At 37.4% G+C, this 16,839-nt stretch carries 11 protein-coding genes; 1 reads left to right on the plus strand and 10 read right to left on the minus strand.

Annotated features, from left to right (window positions below):
• Positions 1–16: 16 nt before the first annotated feature.
• The 8 genes from CDA10_RS02045 to CDA10_RS02080 all read right to left on the minus strand — a co-directional run bounded on the left by CDA10_RS02045 (position 17) and on the right by CDA10_RS02080 (position 10,469).
• Complete coding sequence (locus CDA10_RS02045) at positions 17–5,035, minus strand: DEAD/DEAH box helicase (protein ID WP_089603855.1); 5,019 nt, start codon at positions 5,033–5,035, stop codon at positions 17–19.
• 277 nt (positions 5,036–5,312) lie between these two features.
• Positions 5,313–5,540, minus strand: a complete 228-nt coding sequence (locus CDA10_RS02050) for a helix-turn-helix transcriptional regulator (protein ID WP_004681576.1) — start codon at positions 5,538–5,540, stop codon at positions 5,313–5,315.
• 96 nt (positions 5,541–5,636) lie between these two features.
• Positions 5,637–6,566, minus strand: a complete 930-nt coding sequence (locus CDA10_RS02055; protein WP_089603856.1) for a recombination directionality factor — start codon at positions 6,564–6,566, stop codon at positions 5,637–5,639.
• A 147-nt stretch (positions 6,567–6,713) separates the two neighbouring features.
• Positions 6,714–7,781, minus strand: a complete 1,068-nt coding sequence (locus tag CDA10_RS02060; RefSeq protein WP_089603857.1) for a YqaJ viral recombinase family nuclease — start codon at positions 7,779–7,781, stop codon at positions 6,714–6,716.
• Between the two features lie 119 nt (positions 7,782–7,900).
• Complete coding sequence (locus CDA10_RS02065) at positions 7,901–8,947, minus strand: DUF932 domain-containing protein (RefSeq protein ID WP_089603858.1); 1,047 nt, start codon at positions 8,945–8,947, stop codon at positions 7,901–7,903.
• Positions 8,948–9,207: 260 nt separating this feature from the next.
• On the minus strand, positions 9,208–9,831 hold the full coding sequence (locus tag CDA10_RS02070) for a hypothetical protein (RefSeq protein WP_089603859.1): 624 nt from the start codon (positions 9,829–9,831) through the stop codon (positions 9,208–9,210).
• Positions 9,832–9,868: 37 nt separating this feature from the next.
• Positions 9,869–10,180 carry a hypothetical protein gene (locus tag CDA10_RS02075; RefSeq protein WP_089603860.1) on the minus strand — a complete coding sequence of 104 codons (312 nt, stop codon included), beginning with the start codon at positions 10,178–10,180 and terminating at the stop codon, positions 9,869–9,871.
• Between the two features lie 4 nt (positions 10,181–10,184).
• A complete protein-coding gene (locus CDA10_RS02080) occupies positions 10,185–10,469 on the minus strand; it encodes a hypothetical protein (protein WP_089603861.1) in 285 nt (94 codons plus the stop codon).
• A gap of 816 nt (positions 10,470–11,285) precedes the next feature.
• Here CDA10_RS02080 and CDA10_RS02085 point away from each other — a divergent pair.
• Positions 11,286–12,797 (plus strand): YaaC family protein, encoded by a 1,512-nt coding sequence (locus CDA10_RS02085; RefSeq protein ID WP_009585778.1) that lies wholly within the window; start codon positions 11,286–11,288, stop codon positions 12,795–12,797.
• 283 nt (positions 12,798–13,080) lie between these two features.
• On the opposite strand, the gene CDA10_RS02090 is transcribed toward CDA10_RS02085, so the two are convergent.
• Both CDA10_RS02090 and CDA10_RS02095 read right to left on the minus strand, forming a co-directional pair.
• Positions 13,081–14,046, minus strand: coding sequence for a YagK/YfjJ domain-containing protein (locus CDA10_RS02090; RefSeq protein WP_089603862.1), 966 nt, complete (start codon positions 14,044–14,046; stop codon positions 13,081–13,083).
• 264 nt (positions 14,047–14,310) lie between these two features.
• Positions 14,311–16,611, minus strand: a complete 2,301-nt coding sequence (locus tag CDA10_RS02095; protein ID WP_171333933.1) for a hypothetical protein — start codon at positions 16,609–16,611, stop codon at positions 14,311–14,313.
• Between the last annotated feature and the right edge of the window lie 228 nt (positions 16,612–16,839).

Here is a 16,839-nt window from a genome sequence, read left to right on the forward strand (position 1 = left end):
TAGTTATCCCCTGAATTTAAATATCCAACTTCGGCAAAGCTCTCACAATCTTTATTGTTTCCAAACTCACCGTAATCACACGTAAGAACAACTCGAATGGATATTTTGCATTACCCATTGTTTCAATTGCCCAATCATTTGCATCGTTTACAATACCACTGTCTTTGTGCGTAGAAACGCTTTGACGCTCCATCACCAATTCAAGTGCAGACTTACCATTCACCTCGTAATCATAAGCCTCTAGCGGTATTTCACGAATAGTAATGGCATTGTTATAGACCACTGTATCTTTTTGGTCTTTTTTAGGGAATTTCATCTTAGTCACATAAAAGTCTTTATCTTCTAATTGTTTTAATGATTTACCGCCTAAATCCAATTTTGCTTTGTAAGGCTCTACAGTTTCGTAGTTTAAATGCAAATATGCCAAGTCACGACCCGCTTTAGAGAACGCCCAAAAATCTTCGGCTTTTTTCACACATGGGATACGTGGTAACTCTTTGCTAAGGTTATCGGCATAACGAGTACGATAATCTTCACTGTGCAATAAGCCATACACATAGTAAAAAATATCTTCCTTGCTAAATGTTTCAGTCGGATAAGCATCTTGGAAATGCTTTAAGCCCTCGTCGCTAATAGCATCTTTACGAATATATTTACCATCTTTTATTTTGGCTTGAGCCTGCTCATTTATGAGTGGATCAACTGTTTGGTCAAATAGATCACCATCTGATGATTTTTTTTCATACAAATACAAAGGTAGGGCTTGTGTATCACCAATAAAATGTAGGTCAGGAATGGTATTTGTAATAAATAATCCTTGATTTCCTGATATACAGATTACAATATTATCACTCTCAAAAAAATCCTTAATTGAATAAAAACTATGATTAAATACCGTAGAAGCATAGTGAAATTGTTTCATAAATGGTCGATATGAATTTATTTTAAAATCATTATCATCGTAACTTTGTTCTAAATGTCTTTTAAAGGGTGATTTCCAAGAACGCCCCCCCCAGCTTGTAATTGATAAATCTTTGTGTACAAAATCCATCATATTTGGATATTGATCAGGAGTTAGTCCAACACAAGCTTTCTTATATCGAATAACTTCCTCATTGAAAAATGCTAAAGCATTTTTAGTTCTATTCTTTAACTTTGACAAGGAGAAATCATAATTCCAAGCATCTCTATTTGTGATAACTCCTAGTGATGTTTTTTCAAAAATTGAAATACATTTCTTGTCGTGAATTTTTATAAACTCTTGAAAAGAATCATCACGTTGATTAAGCCAATCGTTATGTACATCAGGGATGATTGTTGTCCAGCCATCAATCGCTGTAATACCATCAATACTGATAAAATCAGAAATTTTTTCTAGTTTTTCCTTACGACTAAGATAATCACCAATGTCATGAAAATAAATTTGACCATGTTGCTGTGCGTTTGGATTTTTTACTAGGACTGAAATAACTATCGGTGCAAGACTTCCGCCTTTACCACCAATGGCTGCAAACAAAGGGTGTCCTTCTTTTCTACATCGCTCTCCAGATGTTCTTCCGTTACCACGTAAATGGAAAAAATATAATGAACTAAACTCATCAGCCAAACATTTGCGTAAACCATCGGCTGATTTTGAATCTATATAACCAGCATTGGTCACAAAACCAATTACTCCATAGTCTTTGATCCGATCACTTGCCCATCGAATAGCACGAATATACGAATCTAATGAACTACGCTTTCCAAATGAAGTTGATGAGTTTAGTGTGTATGTTTCATAAATTCTTTCATCCAAATGTTCATATCTTACATTTTGATTATCATCGTTTTGTGAACCTTGCCCTGCTGAATAAGGGGGATTGCCCATTATGACCCGAATATCAAGTTCTTTTTGGCGTTTACGTCTTTCACTGTTATCGACTAAAACTTTACTGACTAAATCCTCTTTTTCGTACATTTCAAAAGTATCGGTTAAGCAAATCCCTTCAAATGGTGCATACTCTAGTTCGGGATTAATCGTTTTCATCTGATCGTGATATACGGTTTCAATATTAATTGAAGCAATATAATAGGCGAGTAGAACAATTTCATTGGCGTGAATTTCATTCTTATATTTATAAGTCAAACGATCCGCAGGAATTAATCCAGACTGAAGCAAGCGGTTAATAAATGTACCTGTACCTGTAAATGGATCCAGAACATGAACATTATCATCAGCAAAGGTTTTACCAAATTCACTTTTAAGCACATCATTTACACTGTGAATAATGAAGTCAACAACTTCAACAGGCGTATAAACAATACCTAGCTTTTCAGTCATACGAGGAAAAGCATTTTTAAAGAATGAATCGTATAGCGTTAAGATAATGCTTTGCTTGCCTTCGGCAGTATTAATGCCTTCTGCTCGCATACGAACTGATTCATAGAATGAGTTAAGCGTATCAGCTTCTTTATCCAAATGATGCTCATTCAGCGCATCTAGCACCTTTTGCATTGCTAAACTCATTGGGTTGTGTTCAGCAAAGCTATGATCTTTAAATAGGGCATCAAATACTGGTTTGGTGATTAAGTGCTGTGCCAACATTTCAATGATTTCAGCATCAGATACACTGTTATTCAAATCATCACGTAATTCATAAGCAAATTCATTGAATGCCGTAATTTCTTTAGTATTTGCAGGGTTTTCAAGAATAGCTTGAATACGGTCGATATGAGTTTTAGCGATTTTGGCGACATCACTTGCCCAGTCTTCCCAATGATGACGATTACCACATTTTTTTACGATCTTGGCATATAAAGCACGTTCAATCTCACCAACTTCAAATACCATTTCCTCTTGAACTGGTAGCGGGGTTTCTGCTGTACCAATAGATGAACCGCCTTTGGCTTGTGCTTTGGCCCTTTGTTTTTTTCCTTCACTTAAACCTGTAGTCGTTGTTTCATCGTCACCTTGTTTTGGTTTGGCTTTTTTAGTCTTTTTAACAACCTTATCAGCAACCGCAATAACCTCCATGCGGGATACGTCTTTGCCATTAAACTCTAACTTGTTGATCATCGCATCAAAGCGGTCATCATGCGCACGTAGAGCGTTTAATACTTGCCATACCACACGATAGGCTTCATTAGAATTTAACGCCTGTTCAGGCTCTACACCCGCAGGAATCACTACTGGTAAAATGACATAACCAAGTTGCTTACCTTCCGCTTTACGCATTACACGTCCAACAGATTGCACTACATCGACTTGAGAGTTACGAGGTGTCAGGAAAAGAACCGCATCAAGTGATGGAACATCCACACCTTCTGATAAACAGCGCACATTAGATAAGATACGACATGTATTTTGAGGAGCTTGTTCTTTTAACCAAGTGATTTTTTCTTTCTTTTCTGTTGCATTCATACCACCATCAACATGTTTCACATGGCAATTTAGTTTTAGTGAAGGATCAATATAAGGGTCTTCTTCTGTTCTATATAAATGATCCATTTCTGCTTGTTGATATGCTTCAACAACAGCACTAAACATTTCAGTAATTTGCTTAGAACTAACTTTATGTTTTTTGCCTTTATATTCTTTTTCAATTACCTGACAGAAAGCAACTGCACGTTCCATTGGCTTAGCAATTGTACCGTCAGGATTATATAAACCTTGTTTAGCGAGAGCTTTCCAACAACCAACAATTTTTGCAGCATCATCAACTTTTAGAGAGTTATTTTCGTCTTTTAATAAGCCTTGTAATTGACGATTAATATGGCTTTCTTCAACAGCAAGTACAATTACCTTATAGTCACATAAAATGTCCATTTTTACAGCTTGTGAGAATGTAATGACATATAAATCTTCACCATACAGTGATTTATCATCCATTGAGCAAAGTGTCACACCCTCTGTTTCTTTAGCCGTATCACCATAAATACGTGGTGTAGCAGTCATATATAGACGTTTCTTGCCTTGTACATAATCATTATTATGAATACGCACAAACTTGGATTCATCATCCCCCTCAAAAGTTGCTCCTGTGGTACGGTGTGCTTCATCACAAATGATTAAATCAAATTCAGGGAATCCTACTTTTTGTGCTTCTGCAATTACATCAATAGAATGATAAGTTGAGAACACGACATTCATATCCTCATTCGCTTCATTCGGTTTAAATAAATCTCTTGCCTTAAATGCTTTAACTAAACTTTGGGGATTGGTTGTAGCAGGGAATTTTAAGTCACTAATCCCGACTACAATGTTGTCATCATCTTTTTTCTTACCAACATCACTATCGGAACAGACTGCAAAACTCCGGATACCTAATGATGTTTGTTGAGTCCACTCGTCAAGCGTTTGACTAAGTAATGCAAGACTAGGGACTAGAAACAATACATTTTTGCCACGACCTGCCAGTTCCTCAGCAATACGCAAAGAGGTAAAGGTCTTACCCGTACCACATGCCATAATAAGCTTGCCACGATCTGCCTCAGCTAATCCATATTTGACTGCCGACAATGCGGGGCGTTGATGATCTCTTAAACTATTTTTTTTACGAAATATAGGCTTCACATTTGAATCAAAATTAAACTGTGACCAGTCAATTAAACTGCCTTCTAAATCTAATAATGAAATAGTTGCAACAGGTGGATTTGCATCCACTAAAGTTGATTTAGCATTATCAGTCCAATCATCCGTTGAAGCTACAATGTAGCGATATGCAAAATAAGATTTACCAGAGCCGCCTAAAAAGCTATCAATATCTTTCTTCTGAATTTTTGTAGTGTTGTAATTTTTACATTGGATTGGATGGAACTCACCATCAATAGTTACCGCAACAAGATCAATACCATAGTCACGTTTATCAGTAACTTTTAACTTTTCACCGTACTTTTCAACCCAACCAGAATATGACAAAACTTCTGTATAAATTTCGGCATATTTAGGTTCATTTAAGAAATATTGAATCATCAAATTCTCAAATGAAGTACCTTTATCTCTATTTGTAAGGCTAATTGTTTCAATCGATTGAAGTAAATTTGTTAAAGCTGACATTCAGACCAAGCTCCAAATTATAAAGTGCTTTTATCACTTAAATTTTAAAAATGTATTAATGTGGAATTTAACATATTTTAAAAAAAAGCATTTAAAAATATGAGGTTTTTGGACTTTGAAATAGTTTTTAGTGTGAAGAACTCTTGAATGATAGATCAGGCTACCTAAATTAAACAAACTGTCTCCGATAAAACCAGTACAGTTCAGCCAATAATGAAGCCAATTACATTCATACCAACAACTTAACAAAAAATAAGGGAGCCGAAGCTCCCAATCATTAACGACTCGCTAACTTAGATTCAATCCATTGATTGATTTCCCAAGCTGACCATCCAACACGACCAACAGTTAAATTCGTCTGTTTGGGAAATGTTGGATCGTATTGCTTATGACGCTCATCCATAATGTTATAAATCGTTGCGCGACTTAACCCTGTAATTCGCATAACTTCTTTCAAGTTGATAATCTGATTCATCTGAAAAGTTTGACCTGTGAACGCATTCATGATGTTTACTCCTAATCACTGATGCGAGCGGTGATTCGCTCAGATAATAGGGCAGTCCAATAAAATTTTACTGAGTCCAATATCGTCCACCCCCATCTAATTCACAGCCCGTACATGCTGCTGTAAGCCTTTCTGAATATCCTGCACAAAGTCTTGCCCCTGCTGAAACTTAGGCTTTGTCTTGGCTTTCGACTCAGGCTGTACCTGTTCAGACTCAACAAGCTCATCCGTATAAAACTCCTCCACCAAATCCAATCCCTCTTCCGAGTTCACCTCAAACCGTGCATTGCCATACCCCTGACGTGCTATCTGATCTAAAGCATGTTGATTAAACCCTGAAGCTTTGCTTTGCTGATCTATATCCTTTGCCATTTGAATCGCCTGTTGAAGATTGACGCCATCTCTGAGCGTTAAATCCACGTAATACACAGGGGTACGATAGCTTTGCGTCGTGGACTTTCCCCGAAGCGTGAGTTGTAAGGGCAGGCATGAAAGCAAGCCATTGGATGCTGCATGGTAGTAACTCAGCCTCGCTGCCAAAGTCCGAATACTGTTAAATCCCGTGGTTCTAAAGATAAATGTACCCAGTTCATCCGATTCATCTAAATTCACATGTAGTCTGCCAAAAGGTTTGCAGTTGCCACCTTGTGCCAAAGGACAGAGATCAGGTGAAGGACATGGATGTTGCTCAACTCCTTGATTGGTCAGTCGTTGGCAAGTTTCTCCATTACCCACACAAACAGGTCTACCTGTTTGACGGTCAAACAAGCTGTACTCTGCACGTAGATTCAATTCAGGATCATTGAAAATCATGCGGACTGGTATGGTTCTGAGTTTTTGGTTTTGCGCTTTGGCACGAAGCTGTTCATCTAAGGGGTGCTTGACCCATCCTTCTTTGCCTTGGATTTGACTGGTAATGGTAAATTGATCGTCCTTTTCAGGTAAACGTTTACCATTCTTTTCTACCACTTTACCGATACTGATTCGTCCAAGTATCGGCGGTGTAATGGCTAAACCTTTAATCATGATGCTTTCCTCTGTCATTTAAATGTGTTGTATTGCTTGGTTAAAAATGAAATAGACATAAAAAATCCCATGCGCTCAGGCATGGGATGTTTAGGCGGTCTGTTTTAATGTTGAGTGGTTGGATATTTTGCTTAGGCTAAATCGCTTTCAATCATCATTGGTATAGATGTTGAAACGCCGTGAACCTAGTTTGTTTTGTGGAAATTGATTCAGATATTCAGGATGTTGTTTCAGTAAAGCCTTGCTGTCTAAGCTGATTGAGTCCTTGGACTTTTTCCACGTCACTGAGCCTGTTAAGAATGTTGCGCGTTCTGCCTGTTGCATCTTGGCTTGCAGTTGATGTTTGAGTAGATCGAATTGCTCCTGATGCTTTTCAATTTGGTTGCGTGCTTGAATCAGTTGTTCAAACTGTTGATTGGCTTGCGTATCTTCAGTGAGGTCTGTGGTACTGAGTGGCACATGTTCGGGATAGAGTAGCTGTAAAGCTTTGGCTGCCGATTCACTGGCATCGGCTTCAGGTGGAGTGTCTTTTTCTACGCATTCCCAGAAATAACGCTCAGCATTGATGATGTGTTGAATCACCGATTCAGAACGCGTCACTTTAAAGATGCGAGTTTCATGCCCACAAATCAGTACGCAGATATGCGCAGCTTTTTTGCCTGTCACTGCCAATTGATGTTGTACCTGACACAACACGTATAAAGGCACACCGTCTCGCCACAGTTTGGCGCCATATTCCCCTGCGGTTTTGCATTCTAGAATTTGTACATCTGCATCACCCACCACGGAATAATCTAAGTTGGCGAGCATGAAATGTTTATCTTCATCAGGATGTTGTAACACTGCATTGACTCTACGGACTTTGTAATTGGTGTGCATGCTGTAGTATTCAGCCACTAGGGGTTCAAGGCGTTTGCCCCAGTACAACGGTGCATGTCCTTCACTTTCATCTTCGATGGATTGTTGAATACGACCTGTCTTGATCATCCACAATTCCAACATCGACATATAGGGATTGAGTCCACAAGCGGCAGCGCAATCACTACTACCGATGCCTTGCCGACGCACTTCTAACCATTCGGCTTGACTCATGCTTTTGGTATTCACAAGGCGTTTAGCACTAAAGAAACGTGGAGCAATAAAGGGTTGGCTTTTGATTGCTGGGTTGGTCATGACTGCATTAGATGGGCTGGAGATATTTAAGTGACTATTCATTGTTTAATTCCTGTATTGATTAAATTTTGGGCATAAAAAAGCCACATTCGAAGATGTGGCTGTGGGGTATGCTTTTTTTTAGGTAACGTTAGATGAGTGAGTTTGTTCGTTGATGAAAATTAGGCAATCATCCTTAGAGCCTGTTCCAATCCACGTTGTTTTAAGCCTGCCCCTGCGCCAAACCAAGCAGAATCCAGACGATGATCCTGACTCATGGCTCGACGTTCATGGTCTGCAAATTCCGTGATTGAGCACAGTAAGCCATAGGCTGTGTCTTTGGCTGAACTGAGTTCAGCCCCACGTCCATGCCCATTAAACATGGTCATGACTTTAGACATCGCTCGTCCATTGGGTTCGGTTTTTGTTTGGTCAGTTTTCGTGGACTCAGCTTGATTCGCGACATTGCGGTAAAACTGAATAATGCTGTCATCCTGTTCGGCAATGCTCAGACTGGTGTTATTAAATACAGCATCAAAGTAGGCTGCGGCTTCTTGCTGTGTGACTTTACGTTGACTGAGTTGTTTCATTTCATACATGTGCTCTTCCCATGCACGGACGGAAATACCGAGTTGCTGTTTAATCTTCTCGGCATCGAACTTGGTACTGTGTGGGACTTTGACCACGCCTGCACTTGAGTTTTGTCCTTTTAAAGCAATGGCTAAGGTGTTATTACACACCACGCGAATACTGGTGAATTGTGCAGTGGTTGCTAATGTGCCATCACAAGCGGTGGCTAAGAGAATATAGCCATTGCTGACATCTTTACCCTTTAAGGCAGATGTTTGCCCTGTTCGTGCCAAAGCCCAGAACTTCTTCCCACCTTTCAGTACCCCTGCGGTTTCCAACTCAAAGCCTGATTGTTCGGTCAGGTCTTTGTAGAAATTTAGGATTTCCATGGGCTGCACTTCCTGATAACGCTGACTGACCACAGAGAGTGGTGCATGGGTATCGGAACGATAAAGCACCCGTTGTTCTTCATAGGGCATGATGATGCTTTGCCCTCGTTCATTTTGTGCCATATAGCTAACATTGGAAGATTCAATCCGCCAGTCCATGCCTGCCTGCTGTGCCCAGACTTCAATGGGTTGGTTTTGCGTGAGTTGATTCCCTAAGCCATGCCAAGGGGTTTCGCCAACATAAGCCATTTGTTCAAGTTGATGTGCCATGTATTGTTTCCTTATAAACAAAAAGGCTGCTGGACTTCATCCCTTGATTGGAATGAAGTCCAGCAGCCTGATTCAGATTGGTCTTGTGAATATACTTATTGAGCCCTGCGTGTAATTGGACTCAATAAACGCATTCTGTGTATTGATTCATCTTTATGTTATATAAGTGAAATTTCTTTCAATCTGCTCAACTGCTCAACTGCTCAACTGCTCAACTGTATAGTGCATGGTGCGTATGTAGAATAAATATCGCATTCAACTTATTGTGGGGACATTACAATTTCACGTCCATCCTTGAGTACTGCAACCACCTCTCTGACATTACGTGGATCACAATTCAAGAAGAAGCGCATGGATTTTCCGTACAGAATTGGATTGGCACCATCACGGTAATCTGCTTTACAGTTACCGCGATTCACCACCACTCGATCAAGAGTAATACTATCTGACAATGAGATTAAATGCAGATAGGCTGTTTCAACCTCATGCTTTCCACCGAAGACCTGATTCTTGATTTCAATACGATATTGCATTGAAGCATCGCCTTGGTCGGATGGTGCTTGCTGTGCGTCCTTCTCCGCTTCTTGTCTATTCAGTGTTTCCCATTCATCCCAGCCTTTGGCAATGAATTCTCGAATTTCCGCAACAGATGTCACTTCCAAATTACTCAGATAATAGCCTGCGGTAGCAGCCGTTTCTTCACTGGGTGATTTTTCTAAAGACTCCAAATCCTGTAGTTCTTTTTCAGTCAGCTTGTCTGTTTGAGCCTTTGTTTTGACTGCTTCGATTTTGGCTACGGTATTCTGTGCTTGTGCTGCTTCTGGTTGCTTTTCACAACCGACTGTCAACATGGCTATGGTTGCCAACATCATGATCTTTTTCATCTTTCCCCCCTCTCCCCTCTATGCTTAGGTATTCACATCAAGGCGCTGGTCTATCCATGCATTGTTGGTAATATTTATCTTTGAAGACTTGTTTGGTTTTTTCAAAAGTCGCTGTACCGCCTCGACCATATTCAAAGGCATCATGAATCATCGGTCTAAGTTGTTCTCTCAGCTCATCGTTATCGCCTGCAAGCATATAAGTTGCTTCGGCAAAGCCGCCATAGGTCAAGCGAGCCTGCATCACAGTTTCAGCCACATTGGCTTCTTCCTGACAGGCTTTCTCTTGTTTGGAGGCACAGCCTGTAAGCAAAGTAACGGCAATGATGAGAATTAATTTTTTATTTAGCATGTTCCTATCCTCTGCATTTGCCTACGGTATAACCTCTGGCAAAGTCCAAACGACGTCTGTCTTCATCATTGGTGATCGGTACAGTAAAGAATGGCTTGCCGTATTGTTCACGAATGCTGTCATAGCGACAGCTACAGGTGTCCTCACTTTCCACTGCGGTTTTAATGGCAGCGTTTGGATACATGCATTGTTCGATATAGGCTTTACGCTCTTTACTATCCGTAGATGAACAGGCAGATAAAATAGGTAAAAGGAATACAGCAAGCATGCTGAATGTTTGAATTTTCATAAAGCGCCCCTCTGGTATTGTTCTGTATTGAAATCAAAATTTAAGACACGACAACGCATACTCCCGAGTCAGGAAGTTGTGCGAATATGAATAAAATGAGACGAATAAATCCCATCAACTGCTTGGTGAAAAGTCAGTTGTTTGAAATTGAATTCAGTACAGTAAGGGAATGTTTTGAATGACCATGATGGACTCCTTGGAATTAAGAAGTTCTACCGAATCACTGTCAATTGATTATGGTGGCAGAACGAGAAGGGGTTGACAGACTGGGATCCAAGGAACCAGCACGCGTAAAGCGTCCCCCTCCCGTCCTACCGCAAAGAAGGGGGACACGAGGGTTCTAACGACTTATAGAAATATATAAGCCGCCATGGATCTTCGGTCTGTCAAAACCGACTGACAATGTAGGTCAGCATGCTAAGAATAATGGTGAGGGCAAATTAAGTCAATTCAGATGGTTAGGAATAGAGCTTGTTTTATATTTCTATATATTTATTGATCACTTACAAGGTAGCATGACTCAATTCCTAAATTTTGTTCTGCTTACAAAAATGGTGGAACATTAATTAAATATCAGACGTGAAACGTGAATAATCATGAAAAAGTCGTTCTAGTTCACTAAACTCTAGAGAAAATTAATATAAAATATTGATATTTATTATAAAATTTATAATGTTTAGCAAAAGTTGCAATTATGTTAATTTTAGCGAAACTTAAAATTATAATTTTTACAAGATAAGCATTAATCTAAATTTAAATAAAAGATGGTTAGATAAGAGTTATAATTAATCAAATAGTTATGAGTGAAGGAACATTGTGGATAACGGTAAAAAACTAAGATTAGATCTTTTGGGTAAAGATGCTCACTCAAAAATTATTACTCCATTTGAACTGCACCTTTGGAATTGTGAAATTCTTCAAATAGAACCTGTCGGTGAATATTTGGTTCTTCAAATGACCAAAGGAGATATTCAATTTAAATTAGGCTTTTTATATACTTGTGCTACTGATAATTTAATCTATAAAAAGTTGGATAAAGAAGTTGATCTTATCGTTTTAAATGGTAGTTTCTACCACCTAGAATCTTATGCTTTTGGGATCTCGAAAGAAGTTATTGAAGTAAAAAATATTCAAACACACATAGTCGCATGGAATACAAAAGCATCTGATGGTAAAAAATCATTAGGTGGACAACAAAAGCCTATCATTACTACTAAAGAGTTTAATAATACTATTCAATCAGAGGAACCAATAAACCAAATTTGGAGCCGCATACGCCAATTTAAAACTAAAGGACTAGCTGAGAAACTGATTATTCAACGCTATGAAAAAGAAAATCTTCCTTTGGAAATGGAATGTATTAAAGCTAAAGCAATAGGCCTTGCCTTTTGTGTTAAGAATGGTTGTGATTATTTTGAGAATGCAAAAAATCAGAAATCAAATCAAAGGATTATCAGCCTTTATTATGGCGCCATAGCCTTTGCATCAGCAGAAATGTTAGCATCTCCTAATGGCTCAAAATCGCTACAAGAAGTAGAAAATATGACTAAATTTGGTCATGGATTACATACACAGGATAGTATAGAAGATAATGCTTTTGAAGGATTCATTGTAGGAATTTTATATAGTGGGTTTTTTAAAAACTGGTTAGCTATTTTGGGGCATGATATCTCTAAATTTCCGCAAGCAAAGCCCAAGAAACCATCAGACATAGACTTATCTAGTCCATATCTAATAACTCTCATAGAGTTGTTTTCACATATCCCTGAATTAGAAGACTTATTAGGAATGGTTTCTAGCACTCCCACAAATTGGCTTAATTTTAACTATGATATTGCTATAAATAATAGCTTTGGTAAAACCAAAGATTCAACATATATACATATACGAGATAGGTCAGGTAGTAAAACTATTGAGGATTTAGAAAGATTAGATTTACCCTTAGAACAAATAGAATATATTGAATCAGACAGTCCCGGTCTACATTTCAAAGCACTTATAAGACATTCAGAAAATCAAAATTGGCATAGCGTAATTAAGCAACATAGAAGTCCTTTTACTGCGACTAGTTATATACTTCCAATTTTTGGATCTGTTAATGAATATCGATGTATAACCGTAGTAATTTTATATGCTTTATCAATCTTAGTAAGATACCGACCTAGTATTTGGTTAGAAGTAGTATCTGGAAAGCATGAAAATTATTTAACATTAACAGAAGAATTTCTATCTATTTATGAAAGGCTTGCTCCTCAGCAATTCTTAGAAGCTCTTCTCGATCAATCTTTGAATGTAGTACAACCTGGATCTTTATTTTCCTCTTTATAAACATTGATTCTATTAGAAAATATACTCAATTCATCATTAAGGTCTTCGCTTTATTTATCGAAGACCTTAGCTGTTTATTGAACAGATGCATTCTAAGATGTCTTTTTATTTAACATAAAACTTTTATACGAAATGTAAATATATGCTTAAGTATAATACCCAAATTTTACCTATAGGAATTAAGCCGAGTATGACTCAATTCCTTAAAAGTCCCAAATAGCTTTTTTAGCTAATAATATATAACCCTATCCTAGTGTATTGAGAGATATAACCTTTTGCTCAATCAACACGAAGAACAGCCAAAAGCCCTCATACCTTTCACACGGACTCTAAGTCGTTGCTCAATCTTTTCAACAGTCATACGAGCTAAATAGCCATACACAGACTTAAGTCTCTCTAATCCTCTTGAGTCTTCACGCTTAATCATACCCAAACCATTAAGATATTTATAACCTTCCTGTTGCTGACTGTTTTCTGTATTCGCCACCATAATTTCACTGTCTTCCAAATCTTCATCTGCATTTTTACGTGTATGGCAATTCCAATAATAGCCAAGCCCTTCCGTGATTTCATCCATCCATACCCTACCCACCCATCTAGCGAGCTTACAGTCATACGTAGATGCAGAACCATCGTAGATCAAAAACAAATGAACATGATAACTCCCTAGAGGAGCCTGCTCTAAACACCAAGCATTCAGTTTCAGGTTTTTAAAACACGTATGCTTATTTGCCATACGGTTACGAAGCATTTGAACATGTAGATTAAACATTTCAATATCAACCATATGCTGTTTATCCACGTGATACTTCAAATCCACCCTGACAATGAGATTACGGCTATAACAGTGGAACAATCTCTCTACCGCTGTTCGAAGTCTTCCTAATCTCTCCTTAACACCAAACTTATACTGACGAAGGTCACTCAGAACTTTTTTCTTATTAACTTGGAATGACCAACTGTAATGCTCTAATAACCAATCACTTATTTCTAGAAGAGATGCATAGGTGTATTGACCATCTTGCATTTGCTTAAAGTCATAAAACTCATAGCTAGCTAAGAATTCAAATAAACCAACGTAGTCTGCATACACATGATTACAGGAATAGATCTGTTCAAAGGCATCTAGCAACCTAACAAGTTCAGCTAAGTCTTTTCTCTTCAAACCATTGTTGATAATTCTCTTGGTAAAAGATTCAATTTCAATCAGCAGTCTTGGTTCATGGGGAGTGTGTTGGTGAATGTTCATGATGAGTAATTCCGTAATATGCTCATCAGATCAGGTGTTTGAGTATTTTTTAATTCTTAATCTTTAGTTATATAATTCATACATATAATATCTACTACAGCTTTTCAGAGAAAAAAATGCCCTAAGATTCATTGAAGTATAGAAACATTTCAATGAATTTATCCTAGGGAATGTTAGAAAATTGATCATTTTCAGCAAAGCTAAAGTTATTCAACGCTTATGGTCAAATCTCAAGGAGAAATCACGCTGAACATACGCAATCAATCATGACGATTGGCTGTCCTCTGTGGTTGAAATTTTCTTAGCTTTGGGTTCCTGCCCTTTCGTATAACGTTTGATTTTCTTACCATTTTCCATGTCCACCCATAGTATGAACAAGTCCAAAAAGTAAAAATAAGGTAAATAGTATTTCTTAAAGCTTTTTTGAAGGTCTTTATTAATGGTTTCAATTTTTAAGACCTCATGCCTTAACTCCGCCTTTGGAGCAAAAATATTGCAACTACGCATACTGTAATGTATTTCATTCGCTGAGTTACTCAGTTTCTTCTTTTCGTTATAGCGTGCGATAAATTTAGCCAAATACTGCCTTAGTTTCTCTGGCAAATTGACATCTTGCAGTTTGGGTCGATATTCAAAAAACAAGGTTAAATCCGCATAAGTTTGTCTGCTCTGCCGCTGTACACAGTCATATTGATCCCAACGTAACAAATAACCTCTTAGCCAATATAGCGGTTGTGCTGACTGGCCCACTCGTAAGAATTCAGTCAGAATCGATGATTGCTCTGTTTGATTCAAACTTTTGTTCTGGATACTCAATTCAATCCGTATACGCAAGGCATAAACATCTTTGGCTAGCAAATAACGAACGTACTTGGTAAGTTTTTTAAAATTGCCATCTAGACTTGTCTTAGATTTTATAAAATCGTGATGTGATAGTTCATTCTTTAAAATGCTCATTTTTTCATTGAGTTGAACCATGATTACGGCATTCAATGGCGGAGATTGAAGCTCTTGCAACTCCCTCCAATTTGCCTGCAAAAAACTTAAAAAGAACAATACATTTTGAGATCGGAATTGTGCTTTTAACACGTACTGAAAGAGGTCTGGTTCATCAAGTAAAGTTGTAAAAATACTCAACCACATCCGACCCAATCGAGTGTGCATTTTTGAATACTCTTCGGGTGAGAAAAAACCAAACAACACTTTGTTTGGAATAATGAATAATTCAGGTTTCACTGTTTTTAGGATTTCACAGAACACTTCTATTCGTGCCAACAAATGACCTATGGTTAAATGTCCACCTTCATTGTTTGACAAGTATGAATATACAGAATAAGTGAGATCAGCATAGCTCAAATATTGCTGTATAGGTTTTGCGAAAAGTTTGCGGTTGGCAAATAGTTCAGTATCATCACTTTTAGTTTCATAGGCGTTATGCGATGGTGATGTTATTAAATTACCACTAGGGACTTTATCAGGTATTCGCAGTTGATCAATATCAAAACCAGCATTAAACCTGAAGACCTGATTGACTACAAAAAAATAGCTGAATACCCAATACCAATTTTCATTTAGTGCTGGTAAATCGCTATTTTTAATTAGGCCTACTGCTTTCTTGCTAAAATTTTTACGAATGATCTCGTTCCAATTTCGGATGATCAGCCTGTCTGAAAATAAGTTAATTTCACTACTCAACTCTTTTTTAAATTTTGCAACAAAAGTAGGTTCTGAAAAAAACTTATCCTCATTAAGCACCAATACCAAGTGCAGGTTAAATCCAAATTCCTGACTCGGCTCCAACTTATAAAGGTAATGTATCAGTGTATTCAAACCATCAACTTTCTGAAGTATTCGGTTTATTTTTCCCTGATAATCCAAAAACAATTGATCATAATTGCCATCGCCTTTCGATTCAATTTTCCCAATATTGATATCCAAACATAAGACATATACTTGCTTATATTCGCTTAATACCTTTTTAAATCTTTGCTCATAAGCTTCCTCATCATCAGTTAGGTCAAATTGCTCATTGATACTAGAATCAGCCACTACTTTCGGTTTCAACTTTTCCAAAAAACCCAAAAAAACGTTAAGCTCATAATCTTTAAATTCACTTGCTATAGACGAGTAAGAATCAACACACAGCTTCATTGCACCTTGTTCTAAGTATGTATTCAGATCTCTTATTACGCCGTTACTGGATTGATCAACCCCTTTACTCAATTCTAGATATTGTGAAATTTTTCTAAAAATAAAAAAGTCTAAATGATCCTTTTCAGTTAAAACATTACGAGGATATCTGAGACTATTAATCCATTTATTCAGCCCTACACGCTGCCCAACAGTCAAATGAGGTAGTTCCTCAAGTATTGGTTCCTGATCATTTTTAAGCATCAGCAACAACTGATCATAGTTTTCCAATAGATCAATTGTCTCTTGAAAAATAACAACTTCATGTTGCTGATTTCTTTTTGACACTCGTTGAAACGACAAAGGATATTTATAGTGAAGCACCTTGTATAAATCATTCTTTGTTATTCTTTTGAGAAAATGGTACTTTTCCATGCTAATCCTTTATATTTAGAAGACCATAATAAAGTTTTACTTTTATTAATCAGTATTTATTCTACATTAAAATCATTACTTTAATAGATCATTATTCAATACAAAAATTGAATATTAATTAATATTAGAAACAACAGCTCTACGTATAAAAATTTGCTATATTCGTTATTGTTTGGGATAAGGAGTATTAAAAGTTTAAAATCCAAACCAAGCTTTCAAAAAGTAAGT

Source organism: Acinetobacter piscicola, from assembly GCF_002233755.1.
Classification (GTDB): Bacteria; Pseudomonadota; Gammaproteobacteria; order Pseudomonadales; family Moraxellaceae; genus Acinetobacter; species Acinetobacter piscicola.

What these genes read in the sequence shown, in the direction of transcription:
- CDA10_RS02055 (WP_089603856.1), bottom strand. Translation starts at nt 6,566, where the DNA reads ATGATTAAAGGTTTAGCCATTACACCGCCGATACTTGGACGAATCAGT.
- CDA10_RS02095 (WP_171333933.1), bottom strand. Translation starts at nt 16,611, where the DNA reads ATGGAAAAGTACCATTTTCTCAAAAGAATAACAAAGAATGATTTATAC.
- CDA10_RS02065 (WP_089603858.1), bottom strand. Translation starts at nt 8,947, where the DNA reads ATGGCACATCAACTTGAACAAATGGCTTATGTTGGCGAAACCCCTTGG.
- CDA10_RS02050 (WP_004681576.1), bottom strand. Translation starts at nt 5,540, where the DNA reads ATGAATGCGTTCACAGGTCAAACTTTTCAGATGAATCAGATTATCAAC.
- CDA10_RS02090 (WP_089603862.1), bottom strand. Translation starts at nt 14,046, where the DNA reads ATGAACATTCACCAACACACTCCCCATGAACCAAGACTGCTGATTGAA.
- CDA10_RS02075 (WP_089603860.1), bottom strand. Translation starts at nt 10,180, where the DNA reads ATGCTAAATAAAAAATTAATTCTCATCATTGCCGTTACTTTGCTTACA.
- CDA10_RS02080 (WP_089603861.1), bottom strand. Translation starts at nt 10,469, where the DNA reads ATGAAAATTCAAACATTCAGCATGCTTGCTGTATTCCTTTTACCTATT.
- CDA10_RS02060 (WP_089603857.1), bottom strand. Translation starts at nt 7,781, where the DNA reads ATGAATAGTCACTTAAATATCTCCAGCCCATCTAATGCAGTCATGACC.
- CDA10_RS02070 (WP_089603859.1), bottom strand. Translation starts at nt 9,831, where the DNA reads ATGAAAAAGATCATGATGTTGGCAACCATAGCCATGTTGACAGTCGGT.
- CDA10_RS02045 (WP_089603855.1), bottom strand. Translation starts at nt 5,035, where the DNA reads ATGTCAGCTTTAACAAATTTACTTCAATCGATTGAAACAATTAGCCTT.